Below are 24,272 nucleotides of genomic sequence, written 5' to 3' on the forward strand. Positions count from 1 at the left end.
ATTTATGGATTGGTTGTCTTTTTATTTTACTTAATCATTGATAAACTCCTGTCCCAGATTGAAAGTAAGGGAAAACCTCAAGGTGTTTTCAAGTGGATTTCGCACCTGAGAAGTTGAGAACAGGTAAGAAAGGTCTATCTGTGCTGCCTTGAACTTAAAGCCAGCACCCAGGGTAAAAAACTTCCTGGATCCTTTTTCCTCGCTCTCGTTGAAATAACCTGTACGAACCATAAAAGCATTCTGGTAACTGTACTCAGCACCAAGCGCCCAGGTAACCTCTTTTAACTCTTCACCAAACCCATCCGGGGCATCTCCAAAGGATGAAAAAATACCTTCAAAGAAAGTTTGCTCCTGGTACTCTGCATTGTCATCTGCATCGATATCTCCATCTCCGTCAAAATCCTTGGGGGTAGGAACAAGTAATTTGTTGAATTCTGCCGTGAGTGCGAGCGTATTGTCTGCATCAAAGATGAAATCAAAACCACCTCCAAATCGCAAGTTGGTGGGGATGAAATTTTCCTGTCCACCATCATCATATTTGATCTTACCGCCGAGGTTAGACAAATTAAATCCGGCCCTCCACCGTCCACTAAAACTGTTATATGCTATCTCCCGAGAACGGTAATAACCCGCAACATCGACAGCAAAAGTGCTTGAGGCCTGGGAATCCACATCGCCGGCATCCTGAAGTTTCAGGTTGGACCTGATAAACCGGCCGCCCACGGCCATGGAAAAAGTCGGACTTAATTTAAGGGCATAGGAACCGTCTAATGCCAGTTCATTGGGCTTAGCAATCCTGGGCTCATCATTAGCAAACTGACGAAATTCAATTTCACCCAGTGTAAAATACCTCAAACTGAAGGCGAAGGCGCTCTGGTCATTGATCTTATTGTAGAAGTTAGCACCCAGAAGGGAAATATCTGTGATAATACTTTCCAGGTATGGTGTATAGCTCACACCGATTCCCATTTGTTGTTCGGCAAAAGCGAATTTGGCAGGGTTCCATTGCTGACTAAATGCATCTACAGAAGTAGCCACACCCATATCACCCATACCAGCAGCCCTGGCATCGGCAGCAATCGTAAGAAAGGGTACTGCTGTGGTGATAACTCTTCTATCTTCCTGGGCAACAGCCTTGTAAACTAGAAAAAAGAGGAGTAGCAATGATAATTTTTTCATCCTGTTCATATGCAAAATTTCTTGTATATAGACTATATGGTATAAAACAACAGAACGGAGCTCTTCCGTACTTATTGTTTGAAACTACTGCCTAATCATATATTATTCCGGATAAAACCTAAAAATCAGGAAAATACTTAAATCCCAATTAACCGGATTCCCTCTCTACCCCTTATAAATACATAGATCTTAGTCTCATAAATTCAGGTTTGGCAGACCTAAGAGCGGTGTTTCAGGCGGCCAACAGGAAAAAGCCATATACTATTCCGGCAAAGCCTGCGTTATCAATTTGTCGAAAACTACCGAAAAACCGGGCTGCTGGAAAGCCGCAAAAAAAATTCGGGGCTGTAAAATATTATGGGTAAATGCTCGTTCTATTAGCCAAAAGCGACACTTAATCTATCTAAAACCACAAACCGACAAGTGCGGTTTGACTATGTAAAGTCCTAAATACAGATGAAAAAACAAATGACCAGGGTTTTTCTTTCATTAACCGTAATTGCGGGAGCCCTAAGCCTTAACAGCTGTAAAAAGTCATCGAGTTCCAAGAATATCTCTCGGGCTACTGGCTGGAAGATCAATGCCAAGGAAGGAGGATTCCAGTACAATTCCGATTTTAAGGAACAGGAAACTGCCCCAGGCCTCGTATTTGTTGAAGGAGGTACGTTCACCAAAGGAAAGGTGCAGGATGACGTGATGCATGACTGGAATAATACCCCAACCACGCAGCACGTACAATCTTTCTACATGGATGAAACGGAGGTTACCAATGTAATGTATCTGGAGTACCTGGACTACCTTAAAGCAGTATACCCACCGGAAAATCCTAAATATGCCAATATCTATAAGGGAGCCCTTCCTGATACCTTGGTATGGAGAAACCGTCTAGGGTTTAATGAAACCATGACCAACAATTACCTGCGCCACCCGGCTTATGCTGAGTATCCTGTGGTTGGTGTGAACTGGGTACAGGCCGTTGAGTTTGCCGAATGGCGTACAGACCGTGTTAATGAGGCTTTGCTTGAGCGCGAAGGATACCTGGATTCAGAAGCAAAATACAAGCCCCTGACTGGTGAAAGCTCAGGAACCTTCAGCACAGAAGCGTACCTGAACAGGCCGGAATCGGTATACGGTGGCGAAATTGATTCTCTTCAAGGTAAGCAAAAGCGGGATTCTGTATCCGTTTTCGCCAAAAGAAGCTCCGGTATCATCATGCCCGAATATCGTTTACCTACAGAAACAGAATGGGAATATGCCGCTCAGGCCCTCGTAGGTACCCGTGAGTATAATAACTACAGGGGAAGGAAGAAATACCCTTGGGAAGGCGATTACACTCGTAATGGCCAGCGTGTAGGTCGTGGCGACCAGTTGGCCAACTTTAAGCAAGGTAAAGGAGACTACGGCGGAATTGCCGGATGGTCTGACGATGGTGCCGATATTACTGCAGAAGTTAAGTCGTACAAACCAAACGACCACGGATTATACGATATGGCCGGTAATGTGGCGGAATGGGTTGCTGATGTATACCGACCTATAGTTGATGATGAAATCTCTGACTTCAATTATTACCGTGGTAATGTTTTCATGAAGACGGCTATCGATAAGGATGGTAAGGTCAAGATCCTGGAAGACAATATTGTTTACGATACTCTTCCTACAGGAAAAGTAGTTGCCGTGAATCTGCCTGGAGAGATCAAAATGGTGCCTGTAGATGAACAGGAAACCTATTTGAGAACCAATTTCTCTGATAGCGACAACAGGGCTTACAGGGATGGTGACCCGGGATCATCAAGATTCTTTGATCGCTTCAGCGATGAGGATGATGAAAGTCAAAGGAAGATGTATAATGCTCCCAAACACAAAGTGGAAAGAGATTCTGCCGGTAATCTGGTACGTCAGTACGACACCGACAACTACCGTACTTCGCTAATCAATGATGAAGTTCGTGTGTACAAAGGTGGTTCCTGGAGAGACCGTGCCTACTGGTTAGATCCTGCACAAAGAAGATATTTGCCTCAATACATGGCCACTGACTATATCGGTTTCCGATGTGCCATGTCAAGGGTTGGTTCCAAATCCAAGACCAAGAACAAGACCGTAAGAGGTAAAAAAGCTAGGTAATATTTTAAGCAAAGTGTTATTGGCCCCGACACCTAAGGTATCGGGGCTTTTTTTATCTTTGATGCATGGAGATTGCCGCCTTGCACAGATTGTTTCTCGAAACACCTATTGTATGCACGGACACCCGGAAAATTGATGGGCCGTGTATTTTTTTTGCTCTTAAGGGTGAGAATTTCAACGGGAATGCCTATGCCAGGGAAGCCCTTAAAAAAGGAGCTATACTCGCAATTATTGACGAAGAGTATTATGCAACGGGTAATCATACCGTTCTTGTATCCAATGCCCTAAAGACCCTACAGGACCTCGCCCTCTATCACCGCAATTATTGCGGCACGAAGTTAGTGGCACTTACAGGTAGCAATGGAAAAACCACCACTAAAGAGCTCATCCACAACGTACTTAAAACCAGATACAATACCATTGCCACAAAAGGGAACCTAAACAACCACATTGGCGTACCCCTCACCTTGCTAACTATTAACCCGGAAACTGATATCGCCATTATTGAAATGGGCGCCAACCACCAGAAGGAAATCGCCTTTTTGTGCAAACTGGCAGAACCGGACTATGGCTATATCACCAATTTTGGCAAAGCCCATCTCGAGGGATTTGGGGGCGTTCAGGGGGTGATCAAAGGCAAAAGTGAGATGTACGACCACCTTATAGCCCATGATAAGTTCATATTTTTCAACGCAGATGATCCGATACAGCTCCAAAAATTGAACGCATATGGGAGAAAAACAGGATATAGCAGAGATAAGTCAGACTACAGGATCATCCGGTTTCTGGGGGCTGATCCATTTGTAAAAATAGGCTTTGACCAGACAACCATCACATCACAATTGATCGGTGCCTATAACTTTGGTAATTGCTGTGCAGCACTCCTTATCGGGGAATATTTTGAAGTACCCCCTGAAGATATGAAACGGGCCATTGAAAATTATGTGCCTGAGGCTAACCGCTCTCAGTTGATTAAGCGCGACGGACTGACCATTGTACTGGATGCATATAATGCCAATCCAAGCAGCATGAAAGTTGCCCTTGAAAACTTCAAAGACATGGAAGCTGAATACAAAATAGTTTTTCTGGGAGATATGTTTGAGCTTGGGCAGGACAGCGCAATGGAGCATCAGCAAATTGCAGAACAAGCCGAAAAGATGGGGTATCAGGGGGTATTCCTGGTTGGTGAGCACTTTTTCGACACCGCCTCTAGGGCACATAAATTCAAAACTTTTGAGGACCTTAAGGATTACCTCAGGAAACACCCGGTAACTGAGGGTACTATTCTGATAAAAGCCTCCAGAGGAATGGCACTGGAGCGGATACTGGACCTCATTTAGCATACTTGATTTTTAAATCATGCAAATGAGAAAGAGGATATAGCGATCCGAATAATTTCCCCATGCAAACCTGTCCCAACCAAAGCGTTGGGTTAAAAAATCAACTATTCCGCTTGAGGGGAATACCTTTCCCTTATGCCCAATTTGAGGATTACTCACGGCGTTCGTGATCCAAAATCAGTCCGCGGCTGCAAATAAAAAACCGCAGACCTTGACAGGTCCGCTTTGGTTTTTCCTTTCCCTTCGAAAGCCCGTTGGATTATTCACTACGCTCATGATCCAAATGCAGTCCACGACTGCAAATAAAAAACCGCAGACCTTGACAGGTCCGCTTTGGTTTTTCCTTTCCCTTCGAAAGCCCAAATGAATTTGGCTTTCTTCGGGAAAGAAAAAACCAGCACCACATGGTGCTGGTTTTCTGCTTGATGTGGAGTGTATTGGATTCGAACCAACGACCCCCGCCCTGTCAAGGCGGTGCTCTAAACCAGCTGAGCTAACACTCCTGTTCCCATTTTGGATTTAGAATCACCATAAATATAGACCGACGAATATCGTAAATTTATGGGCTTTTTCCTCCAAATCACGGTATTATTTTTGAATGACAGAAACATAGATCAGGCGTATTAATTGAATATCCCCTAACTTTGGAAGCCCGGTTTAAACACAACTTCAGACCCCTTAAACGATAGCTATGAAGATCGTCTCATGGAATGTAAATGGCGTTCGCGCTGTGATCAAGAAAGATTTTTTCAAATCCCTGGAAGAACTGGATTGGGATGTGCTTTGCCTTCAGGAAACCAAGGCGCAGGACAAGGAAGTTGCGGCGGCCCTTTCGCCATACCAGAAATATCACCATATCTACAACTCCGCGCTAAAAAAAGGGTATTCCGGAACAACCCTAATCAGCAAAATACCTTTCCAAAGCCATTCCCTGGATATGGGTGTCGCGGAATTTGATGAAGAGGGTCGTATCATATGCGCAGAATATTCCGCTTTCTTCCTGGTCAATGTATATGTTCCCAATTCCGGCCAAAAGCTGGAGCGACTGGAATACCGAAAAGCCTGGGACGCTGCTTTTCTGACCTACCTGAAAAACCTGGAATCAAAAAAGCCCGTTGTCGTATGCGGCGATTTCAATGTGGCCCATGGTCCTATCGATCTAAAAAATGACAAGACTAATTACAACAAGACCGCAGGTTATACCCAGATTGAGATAGATGGAATGGAGAATTATCTTCAGGAGGGCTTCATAGATACATACAGATCCCTCTACCCTGATAATGTAGCCTATACCTATTGGAGCTATCGATTTAAGGCGCGTGAAAGAAATACCGGATGGCGGATCGATTATTTTTTGATCAGCAAATCATTGCTTCCAAAATTACAGGAAGTAGAGATACTTTCAGAAATTTACGGCTCGGATCACTGTCCGCTGCGTATGGTACTGAACTAAATTAATCTGAACTTTTCGAACATAATCCGGAGCATCCTGCTCACCTTTTCCTCGTTAATGTGCATTATCTCCGAAATATCTTTTTGGGTCTGATCGCCAAAAACAAAAAGTTCAAGCATGTGTCTGCTACGGGAAGGAATCCTATCGTATACACTTCCCATTAAACCGCGTTTTTCCTCTGACAGAAAGTTAGATTCATCAAGGTCCAGCTTATGGATCAGCTGCTGCTCAACTGCTTCATCCAGAAGTATAGGAGGAGACCATTGATGATCCTGTTTATAGGAAATGTCGTCCAACTCGGTTTTAAGCAAGAGATCACCATCAACATCAACAAACCATTTTTCCTGTAATCGGTTCAATTCCTGCTTCAGAATATTATCCGCATGTATTGCGGTCGATGTTTCGGCTTCCTGTTGTAGCAGATCATCGATCTTAGTTATGGATTTTTCGAACAACAGATGTTTCAGTTTATTGAGGTCCATATCCTCCGGCAAATTCCGGAAGATATCTAAATACACCTCATCCAGCATCCCCCTGGGGTCATAGAATTGCCGGTCAATTTTCCCCTGGTTTTCGGACACCTTGAGGCTTGCGACCATAAATCGCTCCAATTCCGGAACCAATGATTTTATCCTTTCGTAAAAGTCCTTGAAATTATCTTCAGCTTTATATTTTAATAACTCCCTAGTTGGCATAATCACGATTTATACGTTAATAATGGCCTTAATAAAGGCTCTCCAATGCTTTTCTAAAGCTACATTATCCAAGTCGGGCCCACTATGACTTCTGTCAGGTTTTGATAACAGCTCTGCATTGATGATTTGGAAAAAATCAAATCAAACTTTCAATAAATCAACCGGTTAAGACCGGGCCTGACCAAGATCATTTCAAAGGAGGAAGTTTTCCATTAGATTTGGTGCCGATTTAATGTATAACCCAAAAGTATTTATCATGTCACTTGTAAAATTTAAAAAAAGGACTCGACCTTTTGCCGATCTGGTTACTTCCGATTTTTTTGACATGGAAGATTTCTTTGACAATCGATTCTGGAAAAGAGGCCTGTTAAATGAGCGCTTCTGGAATGGCAGGACCGGGGAACCCGCCCTGAACATTAAGGAATTGGATGATCATTTCGAAATTGAACTGGCTGCACCAGGATTTTCCAAAAAAGATTTTGACATTACTCTGGAAGATGGCTACCTGCGTGTTTCTGCTGAAAAATCAGCCGAAAAAGAAGAGAAAGAAGAGGAGTTCACCAGGAAAGAATTCAGCTATAATGCTTTTGAAAGGTCATTATTGTTACCAGAAAGTGTAAAGGATGAAGAAATTGAAGCCAAGTACAAAGATGGCATCCTGCGCTTCAATCTGGTAAAAAAAGAGGAAGTTGTGAAAAAAGCACCTAAAAAGGTGGAGATTTCATGACGGTCTTGTTTAATTAGTCAGGCCCTGGAAAACTTGTGTTGTCCATGTAATTTACAGGTTTTCCGGGGCTTATTTTGTTTAGGGCACACATCCTACTTTTCAAAAGTCCCCCGATTTGCATCCAAAGTCCTCAATGCAGATTCGTAACCCAATTGATAGATCGTTTCCAGGTTATTGAGATCAAATGTGCCAAAGCGCTTGAGCCCTTGTGGCGAAATAACAACGGTACAAAACTCAAATTTGGATAGTGAGTCCCGGGAGGCACGGATCTGATAAGCGCGTTCCAGTATGGACAAAGAGTGTTTAAAGTCTTGATAGCCCTTTTGTTCAAACGGGTTGACATAAATCCCGATAAGCTTTTCACATTTGCCGGAAACCAAGTCTACCGGAAAATTATTGAGAACCCCCCCATCAATATAATACGCATCACCTATCCTTACAGGTGTAAAAACCCCTGGAAAAGCGGCCGAAGCAAGAATAGGCCTGACCAGTTCACCCTCGCTGAAAACTACCGGAGATCCCGAGAGCAAATTCGTAGCCGTAACCAGCACAGGAATGGAAAGGGAAGAAAAATTGTCAGAAGCAAAACATTCACAAAAGCGATTGTAGAACTTCTCCGTGTCTACAAAACCAGGTTTGCTAACTGCATATTTCTTTAAACTGAATATTTCCGTGCTCCTGATGAATTCAAAAATATCTTCAGGCTCCATGCCTGCAGCATATAAGGCACCTATAATGGCCCCTGCGCTTGTGCCTGCAATAATTTCGGGTTTCAAACCCCATTCCCTGAAAACCTGAAGCGCTCCGAGATGCGCTATTCCGCGCGCACCTCCTCCACTAAGCACCAGTCCTAGCTCCATAAGCTGTCGCTGCTTAAATTAAAAAATTGATTTTACTGTGATAAATTTAGGAAAGTTGCTCCTTTTGGTCGAATCTGGCAGGTAATAACCAAAAAAAGCCACAAATTAATGTGGCTAGACTTCTTCCTTTTTCCGGGATTGGATTTTTTTCATTATCCGGGTCAGCACCAGTGGGATCATGACCCGGGCTAAGGTCCCATCCATACTACGAACGAGGTTAACCGGATACAGGTGATTTTTTATATCGTAAATCCTGAGCTTTGCGCATTCCTTATCTATTTCACGCTTAAGCGTAAGGATCTTAAGTTGCTCATCTATTTCATCAAAAGAACTAAATTGTTTTGTCATGACTCGTCAAAATAATGTTTGGAGAACATTCTTAAAATGGGTTTGTTGAGCTTTTCCCTCAATACATAGCCAACAAATGCCAGTAACAGGTATATGAGGCCTACTATGAGGAATCCATACAACAGATTATCTAATTCCTCGCCTAAGGCAAAAGAAGCTGCCAGGCTCAAAAATAACAAGGTCAGTATGGCAAGGACTCCTATCAATACAACTTTGGCAAAATAGGTAACCAGTACCATGGAGATCTTAAAACTTTTGAGCTTGGCATACTCCAGGCTGTGTTCTACATAAGCAGACACCTCCTTATCGATCTCAGAAAAATCGTGCTTCAATTCTTCAAAAGCCATGGGTCAGGTTTTCTGAAGTTCGGCATTCTTTTTCCTGAGCTCTTCTAATTTTCGTTCCAAGGTTACAATGATATCATCGGCCTTATAGCTCATGGTAGATATAGTATCTTCCAGTTTTTGCTCAAATGCCTCTTTTTTCTCATTGGCAGTCTTAGTTAATTCTTCCTTGGCGTGCACTATCCTTTCGGTAAGATCTTCTTTAGCATCCAATGCTTTCCTTTTGATCTTTTTCCTGGTTTTAATTCCTTCGTCCGGAGCGTACAGGATACCGATTCCCGCTCCTATTGCAGCACCAGTCAACAATGCCAGCAATACATTTCCACTGTTATCTGTCATGACTATAAACGTTTTAATTATTTATCACCCCAATGTACAGGTTAGTACTATCCTGTGAAATGACCTTGGTCATTTCAAATGTGAAAAGCTCATTATTATTTTGAACTATGTTAAAAACTATATCCAATGAAAATCTTTAAACTGAGTCAACGTTTGCTCCTGGGTGGATTTATATGGTTATTAATGGGTTGCGGACCAGTCCTTATAACTTCGAGACCCTCATCTCCGCCGCCTCCATGGTTTTATCCTAACCGGCTGGAAGTAGTACGCTATGTCTATTTTCCTGAACTGACCATTTACTATGACCTGAATACCAGCATGTACGTTTACCTCAATGGAGGGGTATGGATACGCAGGAAGGTGCTACCCCCACGTTACCGAAGCTACAACCTCCGAAGATCGCGTTACGTAAGGATCCGGGATTACAGGGGAGACCGAATAGAAGAATATCACAACAACAGGTCTAACAGGGGTCGAAGCAACCTGGACAGGTCACAGAGCCGCAGGAAAGATTGATCTTCTCCAATCCCTGGAAAGAGAAACATTACTGTCCTGCTCTACTTCCTTCAGTAGGCTACTTCAGTAATTGGTAAGTCTGCCTGGCTATTTCCAATTCCTCATTGGTTGGAACGATTAGGATTTTAACCCGGCCATCGAAGGACTGCACCTCGCATATGCCTCGTTTAGCTTTCTGGTTCTTATCAGGGTCGATCTCAAGGCCCAGATAATCCATTTCACCACAGACCTGTTCCCTTACCAATGCAGAATTCTCACCAATCCCAGCGGTGAAAACCAACACATCCAGGCCGTTCATGGCTGCAGCATAGGCGCCGATATATTTTCGGATACGGTAGGACATCATATCGAGGGCCAGTATACTATTTCTATCCCCTTTTTCGGCGGCTGACTGAATATCGCGCAAGTCTCTTAATCTGGTCAGGCCGTACATACCACTTTCCTTAACCAGGATCTGGTTTAGCTCTTCAGCCGTGTAGCCTCTCTCCAATAGATAAAAAATGAGCGCGTGATCAATATCTCCGCTTCGGGTACCCATGATCAGTCCGTTGGAAGGTCCGAATCCCAGACTATGGTCAACACTTTTTCCGTCCCTGATAGCGGTAATACTGCACCCGTTGCCCAGATGAATGGTGATCATGCGCGATGGGATCCGGCCCAGATATTCCGACGCCCTTTCTGATACATACTTATGACTTGTACCATGGAAGCCGTAGACCCTTATGCCATGATCATCATAAAAGACATTGGGAATGGCATAACGATAGGCCTTTTCCGGTATAGATTGGTGAAATGCGGTATCAAAGACAGCAACCTGTTCCGCTTCAGGAAACAATTGTTCAGATACTTCAATCCCAAGCAGGTTGTTGGGATTGTGCAAAGGCGCAAGAGAGGCCAATTCCTTTATTTTCTCCTTTACAATTTGTGTTACTTTCACGGTTTGGGCATAAAACTTCCCCCCATGAACCACCCTGTGGCCAACAGCACTGATCTTCTGTCCCGGCTGTAGTAAGCCCAATTCCGGGTTTGTCAGATGGGTCGCAATAATTTCAAGTCCTTTTTGATGGCCTGGCACCTCCTGTTCCTTATCATATTCCCCTTTGGTAGTCTCAAGGTAAAAGCGGGCCCCGGGATTGCCTATGCGCTCTACAAAACCCGAACACATCATTGTTCCAGAAGGCATGGACAGAAGTTGGAACTTAATGGAAGAGCTTCCTGAATTCAATACCAGAATTAGCATAATATCTTATTTATTCCTGAGCCTGAATGGCCGTAATGATTACGGTATTGATAATATCGTCTACAGTACATCCCCTGCTTAAATCATTTACTGGTTTATTCAGGCCCTGTATCACAGGTCCAATGGCAAGTGCTTTTGTTTCGCGTTGGACCGCCTTATACGTATTGTTACCGGTGTTGAGATCAGGAAATATGAAGACACTTGCCTTTCCGGCAACTTTCGAGTCAGGTAATTTGCTCTTAGCCACATCAATATCCACGGCGGCATCGTACTGTATAGGTCCTTCAATGAGCAGGTCTGGCCTACGTTCCCTCACAATTGAAGTAGCCTCCCGCACGCGTTCCACATCTTCTCCAGCACCGGAAGTACCTGAGGAATAGGAAAGCATGGCAATCCTCGGTTCTATACCAAACATCTTGCTGGTCTCAGCCGATGAAATTGCAATTTCGGCAAGTTGTTCTGCCGTTGGGTTCGGATTGATGGCACAGTCTCCGAATACGGTAACACGATCTTCCAGGCACATGAAAAAAATGGAAGACACAATGGATGCCTCCGGTTTGGTCTTGATAAACTGCAGGGCAGGTCGGATGGTATGCTGGGTGGTATGCACAGCTCCGGACACCATCCCATCTGCATGCCCTTTATAGACCATCATGGTTCCGTAATGCGAAACGTCTTCCATCAGATCCCTGGCCATGGCCAGATTTACATTCTTGTGTTTGCGCAAATCATACAGGGTCTGTGCATAATCATCAAAATGAGGTGAATTGACGGGATCGATAATGGTAACCTGATCAAGATCGAGGTCCAGGTCCATCTGCTTCACCTTATTCCTGATCCGTTCCGGCTCACCAAGAAGCGTAAGGGATACCGCATTGTCATGCAACAAGTCCTGGGCAGCCATTAAAATTCGCTCATCGGTCCCTTCCGGCAAGACAATATGCTTCTTGTTGGACTGGGCCTTCTTCAGCAGGTTGTACTGAAACATCCTCGGAGTTATGCCATTGGTTTTGGAAGTAACAAGCAATCGAGCCAGTTCTTCCTCCGATATATACTTTATAAAATCCTTGATAGAGGTATTGATCTTCTGGGTATTCTCAGCGTAAATCCTGGGTTTTATCGATCCAATCTTGTTGGTCACTACATAAGTTTCACCTTTAACGGAAATTATGGGAACCACCTCAGACAAACCCTCGATAAGCCTGAGAACGGAATCGGCAGGCACCAGACCACCACTTAATATTATCCCTGAAACTGAGGGATAATTCAGGGATAAATTAGCCTGCAGGGCTCCCAGGATGATATCGGACCGATCGCCGGGGGTAATTACAAGCATATCTTTTTTCATATGCGTGAGGTAATTATTCAGCTGCATTGCCCCTACCGCGAAGTGACCCGCCTGATTGTTGAGGTTCTGTTCGCCAAACAGCACCTTGCCCTTCATCTGCTCGGCGATTTCTTTAATTGTGGGATTCCCCAGAAGTGGATTTAAGGGAATGGCCCCTATAAGTACATTTTCAGGAATCTGCTTGCGCAACATTCCTGCAACCCGTTTCAGATCCTTAGGCCTTACCTTATTGGCCACAACCATAAGCACATCTACTCCTTTACCCCGAAAGGAGTCGAAAGCAAGGTAGAGGTTGCCGGTCAATTCTTCCACAGATTTACCCAAGCCCGTTGCCAGCAGGATGGCTGGTATCCCCAGGTTCTGGGCTACCAGCAAATTAAAGTCCCATTCAAGAACAGTACCTTCACGGGAAAAATCAGTCCCTTCTACCAGCACAAAATCGGTCTTGCTTTCGAGAGCTTTGAACTTTTCGATTATAGAATCCAGAATTTCATCAGCCTTATCCTCACTGCTTTTTTGCACTACCTCGCTGCGAGTACAGGCATAGGACTCCTCGTAAGACTGTTCGAGATTGAAATTCGAGATTACCGTATTTATATGATTGTCGCGCTTACCCTTCGGGTAGTCATCGATTATAGGCCTGAAATAACCCACTCTGGCAGCCCTTCCGGTTAGTAGGTGCATTACCCCAAGAGTAACTATAGACTTACCACTGTTGGGTTCAGAAGTTGCAATATAAACTGCTTTGCTCATTGACATGATTTTCAATTGACAAATTTATGGGATAAACCCAGGAAATGTAAGCCGCCCGATAGAATAATTTTAAAGTGCAGCAATAAACCAGCTTGGGATTTGGATTTAGGTTATCTCTGGCAGGACAAGGAATGGGACTTCTGTGTGAAAAGCAATTCGTTTAACTACAGGCTCCCTGAGCAAGCTGCTAAAAAATCCGTGCCTGCAGTTGATCATGGCAATCATACCCATATGTGCTTCCCGCGACCATTCCTGTATACGAGAAGCGATATTGGGATAATAGGCAATATCCTCAAAGCGGAAATCTGAACCCTCAAGCAACCTATACAGCATTTTGCGGAGTTGCTTCTGTTCCGCATCCAGGGTTTCTTCCATGGCTATGTGGGTTACCACCAAAGTGGCCCCAATAATTGCGGCAATATCCTGCAAGGGTTGTATTTCAGCTTTTTTATAATGATGCTTAAAGTCGGTAGCAAAAAGGATTTCCCTGTAGGGGCCAATTTCAAAATGTTCCGGCACCACCATGATAGGACAGTTTTTTAAGTTAAGGATTAGCCTCACCGTATTGCTTCCCAGAAAAACCTCTTTCATCCCTGAGGCGCCCTGAGTCCCCATAAACACAAAGTCAATGTCTTTATCAATCATTTGCCTGCCAATGGCATTCAGCAGGGTATCTGTCTCCAATAAACCCTCGAAGTGATGGCCGGCAATCTTATTGATGGCATCCAGGTGATTGACAATCTTATTTAGTTTCTCCTGGGCTTCCAGTAAGGTAATCTCAAACAAACGCGTGTCCCGTTCTTTGTTAATAGTGCTCACCAAACCTGAGGGACTCACCTGATGGGCATGCAACACGAAAAACTGGCAGTCGTTTTTCTCGAAAAGATAAAGGGCGTACTGTATGGCATGCCAGGCATTTTTTGAAAAATCGGTTGGTAGCAATATTCGCATCAGAGGTAATTCTATAGATTAATGATAATCCGCATCAGAGGTCTGGTAATACCAGCATGGGAACCGGGGTATGAAAACCAATCTTTTTAATAACCGGTTCGCGGGTAAGGCGTTCCATGAAGGTATGATGATAGTGAATCAAAGCTATCAGATCGGCATCACAGGTTTCGATGAATTCCATAATAGCGGCCTCAACCGTACTTTTAAGGCTTCCCCTCTTCCATTCTATATGAGCTCCCTTCAATCGTTTTTCCAGCAGCTTTCTATTTGCATCCTGTTCTGGGCTTAGTCTAAATTCCTGAGCTACCTGAAAGACAATGATCTTTGCGCTCCAGGCGTTTACCAGGTCTAGCAATGGCGACAATTCATAGGGATCGTAGTATTGGGTAAAGTCCGTTGGGAAGATAACCGCATGCAGCATTTTAAAATCGCTTGTTGCTGGCACAAGCAGTATGGGGCAGTTACGCACTTTTTTGATCACGCGGACCGTATTGCTTCCCATAAAGACTTCCCGTGCACCAGTGGCTCCCTTGGTTCCCATAACGATCAGGTCTATCTCTTTTTCCCTGACTGTTTTTTGAATACCATCTACAAGGTCCTCGGCCAGGGACAGGGTCTTGAAGTGGTGCCGGGGTTCATGCTGGTGCATTCCCAGATATTCTTCAATCCTGTCTAATTCAGACTCCGTATGTGCCTCGAGGGAATCGTACAGCACACCTACGCGTTTTTTTGCCGTATTTCCAAGTACCCCTGCAAAGCTGGGTTCATAGGTATGCAGAATATAAAACTGGCATTCACGTCCTTCATGCAATTTAAGTGCAGTAAACAGGGCGTTCCATGCAGGATCGGAAAAGTCGGTGAGTATCAGGATCTTTTTCATAGGGCTTATTATCTAATATCACTAGCAGTATCTCTTATCACCAGAAAAGGTACAGGAGTATGGAAGCCTATCTGATCTATATTCTGCTTCCAAAGCAGTCGCTCCATAAAGGAATGTTTCCGGTTCATCATGGTCAACAGCTGGTAATTATGATCGTTGATATAGTCAATCACGGCATCCGGCATAATGGCTCCCTTCTTTTCTTCAAAGCGATGGGAGACCCCGGCCAAACACTTTTCAAGATGTTGCTTATTGGCAACCTGGGTTTCATTGAGGTCATATTCCTCCTTGACATGGAGTACGGTTATCTCTGCACCATGAATTGCTGCAAATCCTTTAATAGTATCTATTTCCTCCGGTTTGTAAAATATCTGATAATCTGTAGGAAACAGCATTTTTTCTATCTTCTGGTAACTATAGGATTCAGGGATGGCCAGGACGGGCACTATTGCCTTGCGGAGCACAAATACCGTATTGGAACCCAGGAATATCTCCTTGGCCCCTGTGGCTCCCTGGGTACCCATTACTATAAGGTCAATATCTTTCTCTTCCGAAACCTCATTTATCTCATCAGTAAGAAGATTGAACGCCGAGATAGTCTTTACGGTATGATTGGGATTGTTGAACGTCTTATTAACCTGTTCCAAAGTATTTTCAAGGCCAGCCAGGGAAATATCCACTCCCACATCAGGAATAGCGCTGAAGGAAGGGCCTCCCATCATATAGTCCATACGATAGAAAGCGGGGGTATAGGTATGCAATAAATAAAATGTGGCCTGTTCGTTTTTGAAGAATTCCATTGCATAGCTTATGGCATTCCAGGCATTATCCGAAAAATCCGTTGGAAGCAGAATTTTAAACATAGCCCTGATATTTTAAGTTCTCCTAAAATTACAGATAACCCCGGGGAGATACTATGATCATGGTCAGTCTTAAATAGGCGAAAAAAACCATTGCAAAGATTATTGCAGAAATAGTCAGAATTATACCGGCAACTGATCATGATCATTTCAGGAACAGCATGAATTTCTCATATTGAGTTGATATTAAAAATCTTAAAAGACAGATCATGGCACTTAATTTCAATCAGTATGCAACAGAGGGCAACACCTTCTTAAAACATTATGCTAAGGAGATGAATTTGGGAGATAACAGGGATAAGGCCGGAAGGATTCTGACGTCCATACTTCATGCTTTAAGAGACATCATTACCCCAGAGGAATCACTGCAACTTATAGCCCAACTACCCATGTTCCTCAAGGCCGTTTACGTCCATGGATGGAACATAAGACAGAAAAAACCCAAAGTAAAGCGCATCCCGGAATTCATAGATCTGGTGCGCCAGCATGACGGCCCTGCCGCCATCAACGACTTTGAATATAGCGACGATGTTGCAGAACAGTATATTAACACCACCTTCATTTACCTAAGGAAATATATATCCCTGGGGGAGATGGAAGATATACGTGACGGACTTCCCAAGGAACTGAAAAGCCTTATTTATTCCAATATAATGTTCTGAAACGTAACTGTATTTTCCATTTTTTACCTGATATCCAGCATGCTATAACGCTTTGGCAATAACTAATTAGCAAGGCTATACATCCTCTTGTGCCTGATTAAAGTCATATTTTATGCTCCTGCAGGACAATACCTTTGGGCCAGTAATTAATCTAATAAATTTCAGAATTATGAGAAGTATGATCTTGTTTGCTCTGTTGACTTTTCTGTCCTTTTCCAGTTTTGGGCAGGAGTTGAAAGATATAGACGAAGTAGCCCCTTTTAGTGATGGTTTGGCTGCAGTAAGAGTCGGGAACCAATGGGGTTTTATCAATGAGGAAGGAGAATTGGTAATCGACTTCAGGGATGACCTTGTTTGGAACAAATTGGCAGACAAAGAAAGGAAAGGCATTGAAGCCATTCGCTATCCGGCATTCAGGGACGGGCTTTGCATGATCAGGGAAATGCTGGAGGAAGAGGAAATTTATGTCTATGGATTTATCGACAAAACGGGTACCACCAGGATTAAGCCAGAATACCTCAACGTAACGGAATTCGATCAGGGTTATGCCGTAGGAATCCTGATGACCAAAACATTCCGTGGAAAAAATAACTTCCAGCTTAACATATATGATTATAAATTCAGTGAGGTAATCCTGGATCAGAAAGGAGACATCATGCGTTTGCTCGCCAAACGGGATAATATTTTAATGTCCAAAAGACGGTATGAACTCCCCGAATTGCGAGCAAAATTGCTTTCAAAGAACCTGGCTGCGGTGAAAAAAGGGGATAACTGGGAATTAATGAAGCTAGACCTCGAGTAGCCATGGGTATGGATCCCTTAAAATAATAATGTAAAATGGGCCGGAAATTCCAAAGTACTGCGATGGATCCGGCCCGTTCTGTAAATCAAAACAATTAATCATGCACTTCAAACCAATGCACTCAGCCAAGCTATGCTTACCTGTCCTGATGATTATACTTTCGGTTGCTTCCTGTAAGGACAAGCCCAATAAGGAAGAACCCGCAGCAGTTCCCGAAGCAGAAGTTATTAAAAGCCTGGACCCGGCTTTTGCAGAAATAGCCAGATTTATGGATTTCAAAGTTTCGGACAGTACATTAACAGACACCTTGTTCAATTATAAGGCAGTGATGGGAGAAGAAGGGGTAATTGCTTCGGATGCTGAACAAAACCTCAAATTTTATAAAGGCATAATGAAAAATGGAAAAGCCTCTGCCCTGCCCATTTTTGAAGATAAGGGATCGGATAGGAGCCTCTTGTTATTTACGGGCAAAGGTTACCTCGGTCCAATTTGGGCGAGAATCTTGATCGATAAAGGCACCGGTACAATATTGAAAGTTCGCTTTGGTCATGAAATGGAAAGCGAAGGATATGGAAATGGCATTATGAGTTCAGCATTTGGCGATCAGTTCAGCAACCAGGAAATTTTGAGTGAAGGCAACGTATTTGGCCTTAATCAGAATGGCAAGGCAGTGATTCAGGGGGCATACATGGTTGATGGGGTATCAGGAGCTACTATAACCAGTTCAGCAGTTGTTCAAATGCTAAACGATGGCCTGAAAAAGTATGAGTCCTATCTGACTCACTGAATAGTTACCGGAGTTTACCGATCAGACATGAAGAAAGGTGCCAGAGACAGAAATGTTTTTGACACCTTCCCTTTTGCAAATATCACGTCAATCCTATTTCTTCTTGCTGATTCTCGGCAGGACTTCTTCCGGGAACGGGAACAGTATAGTGGAATTCTTTTCTGCGGCGATATTAGACAAGGTCTGGTATAACCTCAGCTTGATAGCTGACGGAGACTTGTCGATCTGCAAACCGGCTTCCAACAACTTGTTTGCTGCCTGTTCTTCCGCTTCCGCCAAAATAATCCTGGCCCTTCGTGAGCGTTCTGCCTCGGCCTGGTTGGCCATCATGCGCTTCATATTCTCAGGGAGCTGGATATCCTTGATCTTAACGTCCATAATCTCGATTCCCCACTCATGGGTTTCCTGCTCTACAATAGCCTTGATATTTTTACCCATTTCTTCCCGTTTGGAAAGGATGGTATCCAATTCTACCTTACCACAGACATCGCGCAAGGCGGCCTGCGAAAGCTGGGTTATGGCAAAGGAGAACTCCTCCACTTCAAGCACAGCCTTTTCGGGGTCATAGATCTTAAAGAAAACCACACCATCAATGCTGCAGGGTACATTGTCTTCCGTCATAACTTCCTGGGAAATTATGTTGATGGTAATCACACGGATATCAACCACCTGAATGGTTTCCACAATGGGAATGATCCACCGGAAACCGGGCTGCAATGTTTTTACATACTTACCGAAGCGGAACTTCAGTGCTCTTTTGTACTGATAGATCACACGGATCCCGGCCAGCAGGATTAAGCCGAGAATAATCAGAAATAGATACGTCGGGTTCATAGTTAAAATTTTAGAGTTAATAATGAAGAGCATCCGCAATAGCAAAAACCCTTTTTCATTTAATATTTATCAGCCTAGACCATCCTGAGGTAAGACCTTATGCATGGCTTTGTTTTTAAACCGTTTGTAAAGGATCAGGTCCACCCATATAAACCAGGCAATAAATCCGCTAAAAGTAATTTTCTGTATTAGCGGAAGACTGAATAACCCTTTGCCGGTTTCATAGATATAATAGTTTCCAAGGAAAATAAACAGGCAGATAAATCCATATCTCATAAGCCCAATGTAACCGGCCTTCCACATCTCTGCAAAGGCGCTTAAAAGTGCAACTGCGCCGAATAAACCGGCGACCCGAACAGTAACATCATGGGTGCCAGATGAGAGCAGCATGGTGGACAGAAAAGCGAGTATGCCAGATACCCACATGAGCTTCGTATTCCAATTCCATTTTGGAAAAAGATGAGGCAGGAAAAGCCAGAGGTATATCAAACTAAGGCACAATACACCCAGGGATGCCCGGGCATAATACCTTCCACTGTTCAGTTCGCCATTCAATGCGCGGTAATCCAGCAGGTCGCAAAGATAATTATGCCAGAAACTAAAGCCGGGGGCAGTGGCATCGATCCAGCTGCCTCCAGGGTATTTTATAGCGGCCAGTACATAGAGGATCACAAAAAGCCCCATACCCAGTAAAGGCAGTAAAAGGAAATTGTGCCGGGGTACTTTTGGAATAACATTCATATGTTCTGGTATTACGGAATATCCCGATCCCTTATGATCAAACAATACCTGTTTAACCAATACCAAATCAGGAGGAAACCTTCCTGCCGGCTTTTCGCCAGCGCGTTAGTCCGGGCAAAATGTTCCTGGCCATCCTCTGTGCCTTTTGCCTGGAAACACCCAATCTTTGAGCCAGAGCAATATTTCGCGCAATTTTTTCTTCCAGTGTAACATCGGGATCCGTAAAATGTCCGTCCTGATAAAAATGGAAACAATAGTCCGTGTTTACACTACCATCCGGATAGGTCCCGAAATCGGACATATTCCTTATTGGCATCCCACAGCTCTGGCACACATTCATCTCGGTTGTTTTCATCGCTCTATTTGCTGAATCAGTTTGTTTTGATACAGAACAAGATAATATTCCAGGAGGATTGTAAATATGATACTTGTCAGGTTTGCAGCTTCTATACTGGAAAACCGGTTGTTTCCGTAAGGATCTCCTTCAATTCAGGAGTTGTACTGAAATCGATCAAATTGAGGGTTTTAACACCACAAAGTTCTTCTACCATGGCGCGTCCGGCAATAGTATTGGAGGCAATACCTGTAACTATGTCTGGCACAATTTCAAAAGCCTTCATAAGCCCGTAGGCGGCATAGGGGTCCGAGGCACTGAGAACGGTACATTTAATCTGCTCCCCTATTAGCTTAATAGCAATATCACCGTTGTAGGGCTCCAGTGGCGAGGCCCCTACTTCAACAATAGCAATATCGGCTTTTAGCTTCTCAATATGACTCAAAAGCAACTGGATCCTTTCCTTGTACTGGATCCTGGGAAAGATGGATGAAGGCAGGCCTACGTCTACAAAATCCATGACAGCTTCAGCGCCTACATCCTTTATGGCCAGAATATCTTTGTACCTGCCCGCGCCCGCAAGCTTGGCACCCACCACCTTGTAATTGGCCTGTACAAAAAGGTTGGTTACAATACGGGCCGAGGTAGTTTTACCGGCAGACATTGAAGTACCCGTAAATAGCACCACTGGGGTCTTAAAGGGAACTACAGGTGTAGGAATTATAAAATCCTGCATGCGCACCTTGTTTCCATAACGCATTACGTGCCCCATATAAACCACCTCCATCATATTTGGGATAAAGACCGATTTGGATGTAAGCTTACCAAATAATCCCGCTGCAGTGAGCACGTGCATCTTCAGATCGTCTCCCACCTCCCTCCAGGTACCGGTGGCCTCCAGCGTGGCGTGGCGTTCGCCCAAAGCGCCTACAATAGACTCTCCTCCAATAATACCACGCATCCTGCCCGTTGTAAGCTCAAGGGTAAGGATGTTATTACTACCGGGATCAAGGATCCTGCAGGCAACATAGTCGCCGGTTTCCCAGTGGGTCCTGTCTATTTTTTTTAAACCAAAATCCTTGTTTTCCAGATCCGAGATCCGGGTTAATGAGGTGTATATATATTTATGATCCATCAGGCAGCATTTATAGGTTCCGTCAATAACAACAGGGTGAGCAGTGCAGTACGTTCCAGGAGTTTTTTCTCAAAAATGAACTCATGCAGCGCATGTGCCCCGTCACCAGGGGTTCCCAGACCATCCAGAGAAGCGGTATACAAGCTGGTGGTATTGGCGTCTGAGCCGCCTCCTGCGGTGGCTTCTTCCAATTTTAAACCAAGTTGTTTCCCCTGCAGTTGGGCAATCCTCCAGAGTTCCTGGTTCCTGGGGGTCTTTTCCATTGGGGGGCGGCCTATTGCCCCTTCAATGATCAATTCAACATCCCTGTGATGTGGTTTCAGGCTTTTGATTTTTTTGGTGATAAATTCACCGTCCTTTTCACTAAGTACGCGGACATCAACCACAGCTTTGCTCATAGGAGCCACTGTATTGGGGGAGATACCCCCTTCAATCGTACCAACATTAACCGTTATCCCTTTTTCATAGTCGTTCATGGCATAGAGCTGCTGCACCTGGTGGGACAATTCCACAATGGCATTGATACCCTTGGTGGGGTCCAGACCGGCATGGGCAGCTTTTCCTTTTACAGTAATGGTAAAGCGACCAATTCCTTTCCTTGCAGTTTTCAGTTTACCATCCAGGCCTAAAGGAGGTTCCAGTATAAAGGCCCGGCTGGCTATACGGGACAATCGCTTTATTATGCTTGTAGATTCCCAGCTGCCTATTTCCTCATCGGAATTAATCACAACCACCGGTTCTACTTTTATGGGCAGGGGCATGCTTTGTATAGCGGCCAGGGCATAGAATATCTGAGTAAGTCCCGCTTTCATATCGTATACTCCCGGACCTTTTATTTTTCCCTTTTCATAGGACAAAGGCCTTTCCTGAAGGGTTCCGGTGGGCCAGACGGTATCACAATGACCGATGAGCAACTGAATGGGCCTGTTTTTATTTCGTTTTAGTGGCCTCGCATATAAATAGCCTCCTGTTTTTTTTCCCGGGACATGGAGAACATGGAAACCAAGCGCTTCAAAGCGTTCTCTTAAAAACTCCAGGATAATATGCTGTGCTTCCTTATTATGAGAAGGTGTCTCCATGGAAACCAGATCCCCGAGAAATTCTCGCATCTCATCTTCATGTGCGTGGAGGAAGGATAGTATTTCTGCTACATGGCTACAGACCCTCTTCATCGTTCAAAATCTTTGGGGAATGGGAAATTAAACGTTTGCGTAATCGTGGCAAATCTTCCGGGAGCTACATAAACCAATAAGGGATGCTGTCGAAGCTGTTTATCTTTATCCCGTTCGGAGACCAGGGTATATTGGCTGTCTGCATATGCTGCCAGCACTTCACCCGTAATAATAGCGTAGTCATCAAAACCATCCAGGATTTTCAGGCACCTGCACTCCAGGTATAAATACGCCCCTTCAATAATGGGCAAATCCCTGTTAAGCGCTTTTACCATGGGGAGGGATTCGAACACTATGTCATAATTTGAGCAGGAATCTTTTCTTGGAGTTGCACTGAGTGAGGTGAATACCAGCTGATCCGGTTTGGGAAAGCTCACCGTGAATTCTCCGGTATCCTTTATATTGTGGAAGGTGGCATGCCTCGGTGTACACACAAATCCAAAATAAGGTCCAAATCCAATTGGTGTGACCATATGCTTCGGGGCAAGGTCATATTTATCATCTTCACGCGTACCAATGATCACCAGTGGGGCCACAGTGAATACCTGATCCCAGAGTGATTGTTTGGTATTAAGATGGGCAAGTTTTGATTCCTGAATTCTTTCCATTTCCTTCTTTGATGCGATTAACAATCAAAGTTAAACCAGGGTCCAGATATAAGGTATGATCTTAATCATTGCTGAAATTGGCTTATGTGACTAGATTGATGTAAATTATAGTTATGAAAGGTGTATTGCATTTGGGAAAAGTGGCAGGTATCAAGATTGAAGTGCACTGGACCTTTACCCTGCTACTGATCTGGGTAGTTTACCTGGATATAAGACGTGGAGGTGACCTCAATTCAGCACTTATGAATGTTTCCCTGATCTTATTCCTATTCCTTTGCGTTGTACTGCATGAATTAGGTCATGCCCTAACCGCCAGAAAGTTCAATATCGGAACCAGAAAAATAACCTTGCTGCCTATAGGTGGAGTAGCCTCTCTGGAAAAGATGCCGGAAAAACCCCGCCAGGAATTGCTTGTCGCCCTGGCCGGACCTGCAGTAAACGTAGTTATTGCCTTGCTCTTGCTGCTTGTGGTTCCCCTGGGGACCTACCTCAGTATGGAAGCGGATAAACTGGAAACCCTGCTCACAACACCTAATTTCAGTACACTGCTTTTTTATCTGCTGATAGCCAATATTATGCTGGTTGCATTTAACATGATACCCGCTTTCCCTATGGATGGAGGGAGGGTATTGAGAGCTTTACTGGCTTTTAAGATGAACAGGGCCAGGGCAACGGAAATAGCAGCCACCCTGGGACAAACCCTGGCTGTGGTATTTTTTATCCTGGGATTGTTCTTCAACCCCTTCCTTGTCCTCATTGCTTTGTTTATTTTCATCGGGGCCTATGGCGAAAACCAGATGGTGAAACAGACAACACTACTGGAGGGGCATTTGGTAAAAGATGCCATGCTCACCCAGATAACCACAGTAAGCCCCGATTATACCATGGAGCAAATTATTGACCTCTTGCTGGCGAGTACCGAGAAGGATTTTGTAGTTGTAGAAAACAACCAGATTGCAGGGACCATATATCACAAGGAAATCATCAATCGCAGCAAAGACCGCAAACTACTTGTCCGGGATTTTATGAATACTGGGTTCTATGCAATGAAAGAGGACGGTCGGCTCACTGAATTCTTTGAAGTCGCTGCCCGACAAAAACAACGCTTCTTTCCCGTTATTGATCAAGCCGGAGCCCTGGTTGGTGCCATTGACATGACCAATGTCAGTGAATTTCTGTTAATCAAGAATACCCTCGCGCAGTAATAAGACAACAGATAAGTAGTGGGATGATGCATATCATT

Annotated in this window: 26 protein-coding genes and 1 tRNA gene; 9 read left to right on the forward strand and 18 right to left on the reverse strand. The window is 44.2% G+C overall.

What is annotated here, in order from left to right; all coding sequences use genetic code 11:
* Window positions 1-30: 30 nt before the first annotated feature.
* Window positions 31-1,179: a type IX secretion system outer membrane channel protein PorV gene (porV, locus tag OO016_RS14075; protein WP_266015339.1), complete on the reverse strand. Its 1,149-nt coding sequence runs from the start codon at window positions 1,177-1,179 to the stop codon at window positions 31-33.
* 456 nt (window positions 1,180-1,635) lie between these two features.
* On the opposite strand from porV, the gene gldJ reads away from it, so the two are divergent.
* On the forward strand, window positions 1,636-3,300 hold the full coding sequence (gene gldJ, locus OO016_RS14080) for a gliding motility lipoprotein GldJ (RefSeq protein WP_266015342.1): 1,665 nt from the start codon (window positions 1,636-1,638) through the stop codon (window positions 3,298-3,300).
* A 65-nt stretch (window positions 3,301-3,365) separates the two neighbouring features.
* Window positions 3,366-4,640: a UDP-N-acetylmuramoyl-tripeptide--D-alanyl-D-alanine ligase gene (locus OO016_RS14085; protein WP_266015345.1), complete on the forward strand. Its 1,275-nt coding sequence runs from the start codon at window positions 3,366-3,368 to the stop codon at window positions 4,638-4,640.
* 428 nt (window positions 4,641-5,068) lie between these two features.
* On the opposite strand, the gene OO016_RS14090 is transcribed toward OO016_RS14085, so the two are convergent.
* Window positions 5,069-5,143: transfer RNA gene (locus OO016_RS14090), tRNA-Val, on the reverse strand.
* A gap of 188 nt (window positions 5,144-5,331) precedes the next feature.
* Here OO016_RS14090 and OO016_RS14095 point away from each other — a divergent pair.
* Window positions 5,332-6,093 (forward strand): exodeoxyribonuclease III, encoded by a 762-nt coding sequence (locus OO016_RS14095; protein WP_266015348.1) that lies wholly within the window; start codon window positions 5,332-5,334, stop codon window positions 6,091-6,093.
* On the opposite strand, the gene OO016_RS14100 is transcribed toward OO016_RS14095, so the two are convergent.
* Window positions 6,090-6,788, reverse strand: a complete 699-nt coding sequence (locus OO016_RS14100; RefSeq protein WP_266015352.1) for a sigma-70 family RNA polymerase sigma factor — start codon at window positions 6,786-6,788, stop codon at window positions 6,090-6,092. The genes OO016_RS14095 and OO016_RS14100 overlap by 4 nt on opposite strands.
* 256 nt (window positions 6,789-7,044) lie before the next feature.
* Between OO016_RS14100 and OO016_RS14105 the strand changes: the two genes are divergently transcribed.
* Entirely contained in the window at window positions 7,045-7,515 is a 471-nt protein-coding gene (locus tag OO016_RS14105; protein ID WP_266015354.1) for an Hsp20/alpha crystallin family protein, read from the forward strand.
* 92 nt (window positions 7,516-7,607) lie between these two features.
* Here the strand turns inward: OO016_RS14105 and OO016_RS14110 are convergent, their stop codons facing one another.
* The 4 genes from OO016_RS14110 to OO016_RS14125 all read right to left on the reverse strand — a co-directional run bounded on the left by OO016_RS14110 (window position 7,608) and on the right by OO016_RS14125 (window position 9,406).
* Window positions 7,608-8,375 (reverse strand): patatin-like phospholipase family protein, encoded by a 768-nt coding sequence (locus tag OO016_RS14110; RefSeq protein WP_266015356.1) that lies wholly within the window; start codon window positions 8,373-8,375, stop codon window positions 7,608-7,610.
* A 114-nt stretch (window positions 8,376-8,489) separates the two neighbouring features.
* Complete coding sequence (locus tag OO016_RS14115) at window positions 8,490-8,723, reverse strand: DUF6327 family protein (protein WP_266015359.1); 234 nt, start codon at window positions 8,721-8,723, stop codon at window positions 8,490-8,492.
* The gene (locus OO016_RS14120) at window positions 8,720-9,070 is read right to left on the reverse strand and encodes a phage holin family protein (RefSeq protein ID WP_266015362.1); all 351 of its coding nucleotides are present in this window, start codon (window positions 9,068-9,070) and stop codon (window positions 8,720-8,722) included. Before OO016_RS14120 ends, OO016_RS14115 begins: the two co-directional genes overlap by 4 nt.
* 3 nt (window positions 9,071-9,073) lie before the next feature.
* Window positions 9,074-9,406, reverse strand: coding sequence for a YtxH domain-containing protein (locus OO016_RS14125; RefSeq protein WP_266015365.1), 333 nt, complete (start codon window positions 9,404-9,406; stop codon window positions 9,074-9,076).
* Window positions 9,407-9,532: 126 nt separating this feature from the next.
* Between OO016_RS14125 and OO016_RS14130 the strand changes: the two genes are divergently transcribed.
* Complete coding sequence (locus OO016_RS14130) at window positions 9,533-9,922, forward strand: hypothetical protein (protein WP_266015369.1); 390 nt, start codon at window positions 9,533-9,535, stop codon at window positions 9,920-9,922.
* A 58-nt stretch (window positions 9,923-9,980) separates the two neighbouring features.
* Here OO016_RS14130 and OO016_RS14135 read toward each other — a convergent pair whose 3' ends face one another.
* From OO016_RS14135 to OO016_RS14155, 5 genes are all read right to left on the reverse strand, one after another.
* Complete coding sequence (locus OO016_RS14135) at window positions 9,981-11,162, reverse strand: acetate/propionate family kinase (RefSeq protein ID WP_266015372.1); 1,182 nt, start codon at window positions 11,160-11,162, stop codon at window positions 9,981-9,983.
* 10 nt (window positions 11,163-11,172) lie between these two features.
* Window positions 11,173-13,263: a phosphate acetyltransferase gene (gene pta / locus OO016_RS14140; RefSeq protein ID WP_266015375.1), complete on the reverse strand. Its 2,091-nt coding sequence runs from the start codon at window positions 13,261-13,263 to the stop codon at window positions 11,173-11,175.
* 105 nt (window positions 13,264-13,368) lie between these two features.
* Entirely contained in the window at window positions 13,369-14,214 is an 846-nt protein-coding gene (locus OO016_RS14145; RefSeq protein WP_266015378.1) for a universal stress protein, read from the reverse strand.
* A 34-nt stretch (window positions 14,215-14,248) separates the two neighbouring features.
* On the reverse strand, window positions 14,249-15,094 hold the full coding sequence (locus OO016_RS14150) for a universal stress protein (protein ID WP_266015381.1): 846 nt from the start codon (window positions 15,092-15,094) through the stop codon (window positions 14,249-14,251).
* An 8-nt stretch (window positions 15,095-15,102) separates the two neighbouring features.
* Window positions 15,103-15,957: a universal stress protein gene (locus OO016_RS14155; RefSeq protein WP_266015383.1), complete on the reverse strand. Its 855-nt coding sequence runs from the start codon at window positions 15,955-15,957 to the stop codon at window positions 15,103-15,105.
* A gap of 206 nt (window positions 15,958-16,163) precedes the next feature.
* On the opposite strand from OO016_RS14155, the gene OO016_RS14160 reads away from it, so the two are divergent.
* The 3 genes from OO016_RS14160 to OO016_RS14170 all read left to right on the forward strand — a co-directional run bounded on the left by OO016_RS14160 (window position 16,164) and on the right by OO016_RS14170 (window position 18,205).
* Window positions 16,164-16,616, forward strand: coding sequence for a DUF2267 domain-containing protein (locus OO016_RS14160; protein WP_266015385.1), 453 nt, complete (start codon window positions 16,164-16,166; stop codon window positions 16,614-16,616).
* 169 nt (window positions 16,617-16,785) lie between these two features.
* On the forward strand, window positions 16,786-17,418 hold the full coding sequence (locus tag OO016_RS14165) for a WG repeat-containing protein (protein WP_266015388.1): 633 nt from the start codon (window positions 16,786-16,788) through the stop codon (window positions 17,416-17,418).
* A 100-nt stretch (window positions 17,419-17,518) separates the two neighbouring features.
* Entirely contained in the window at window positions 17,519-18,205 is a 687-nt protein-coding gene (locus tag OO016_RS14170) for an FMN-binding protein (RefSeq protein ID WP_266015390.1), read from the forward strand.
* A gap of 93 nt (window positions 18,206-18,298) precedes the next feature.
* Here OO016_RS14170 and OO016_RS14175 read toward each other — a convergent pair whose 3' ends face one another.
* The 6 genes from OO016_RS14175 to OO016_RS14200 all read right to left on the reverse strand — a co-directional run bounded on the left by OO016_RS14175 (window position 18,299) and on the right by OO016_RS14200 (window position 23,029).
* A complete protein-coding gene (locus tag OO016_RS14175) occupies window positions 18,299-19,039 on the reverse strand; it encodes a slipin family protein (RefSeq protein WP_266015393.1) in 741 nt (246 codons plus the stop codon).
* A 69-nt stretch (window positions 19,040-19,108) separates the two neighbouring features.
* Window positions 19,109-19,780, reverse strand: coding sequence for a hypothetical protein (locus OO016_RS14180; RefSeq protein ID WP_266015396.1), 672 nt, complete (start codon window positions 19,778-19,780; stop codon window positions 19,109-19,111).
* A gap of 67 nt (window positions 19,781-19,847) precedes the next feature.
* Window positions 19,848-20,135, reverse strand: a complete 288-nt coding sequence (locus tag OO016_RS14185) for a zinc ribbon domain-containing protein (RefSeq protein WP_266015398.1) — start codon at window positions 20,133-20,135, stop codon at window positions 19,848-19,850.
* A 91-nt stretch (window positions 20,136-20,226) separates the two neighbouring features.
* A complete protein-coding gene (locus OO016_RS14190; RefSeq protein ID WP_266015400.1) occupies window positions 20,227-21,249 on the reverse strand; it encodes a hypothetical protein in 1,023 nt (340 codons plus the stop codon).
* The gene (locus OO016_RS14195; RefSeq protein ID WP_266015402.1) at window positions 21,249-22,421 is read right to left on the reverse strand and encodes a M20 family metallopeptidase; all 1,173 of its coding nucleotides are present in this window, start codon (window positions 22,419-22,421) and stop codon (window positions 21,249-21,251) included. The genes OO016_RS14190 and OO016_RS14195 overlap by 1 nt, the downstream gene beginning before the upstream one ends.
* On the reverse strand, window positions 22,418-23,029 hold the full coding sequence (locus OO016_RS14200) for a flavin reductase (RefSeq protein WP_266015405.1): 612 nt from the start codon (window positions 23,027-23,029) through the stop codon (window positions 22,418-22,420). The genes OO016_RS14195 and OO016_RS14200 overlap by 4 nt, the downstream gene beginning before the upstream one ends.
* A gap of 113 nt (window positions 23,030-23,142) precedes the next feature.
* On the opposite strand from OO016_RS14200, the gene OO016_RS14205 reads away from it, so the two are divergent.
* Entirely contained in the window at window positions 23,143-24,234 is a 1,092-nt protein-coding gene (locus OO016_RS14205) for a site-2 protease family protein (protein ID WP_266015408.1), read from the forward strand.
* Window positions 24,235-24,272: the final 38 nt, after the last annotated feature.

The organism is Lentiprolixibacter aurantiacus (genome assembly GCF_026241225.1).
Lineage (GTDB): Bacteria > Bacteroidota > Bacteroidia > Flavobacteriales > Flavobacteriaceae > Lentiprolixibacter > Lentiprolixibacter aurantiacus.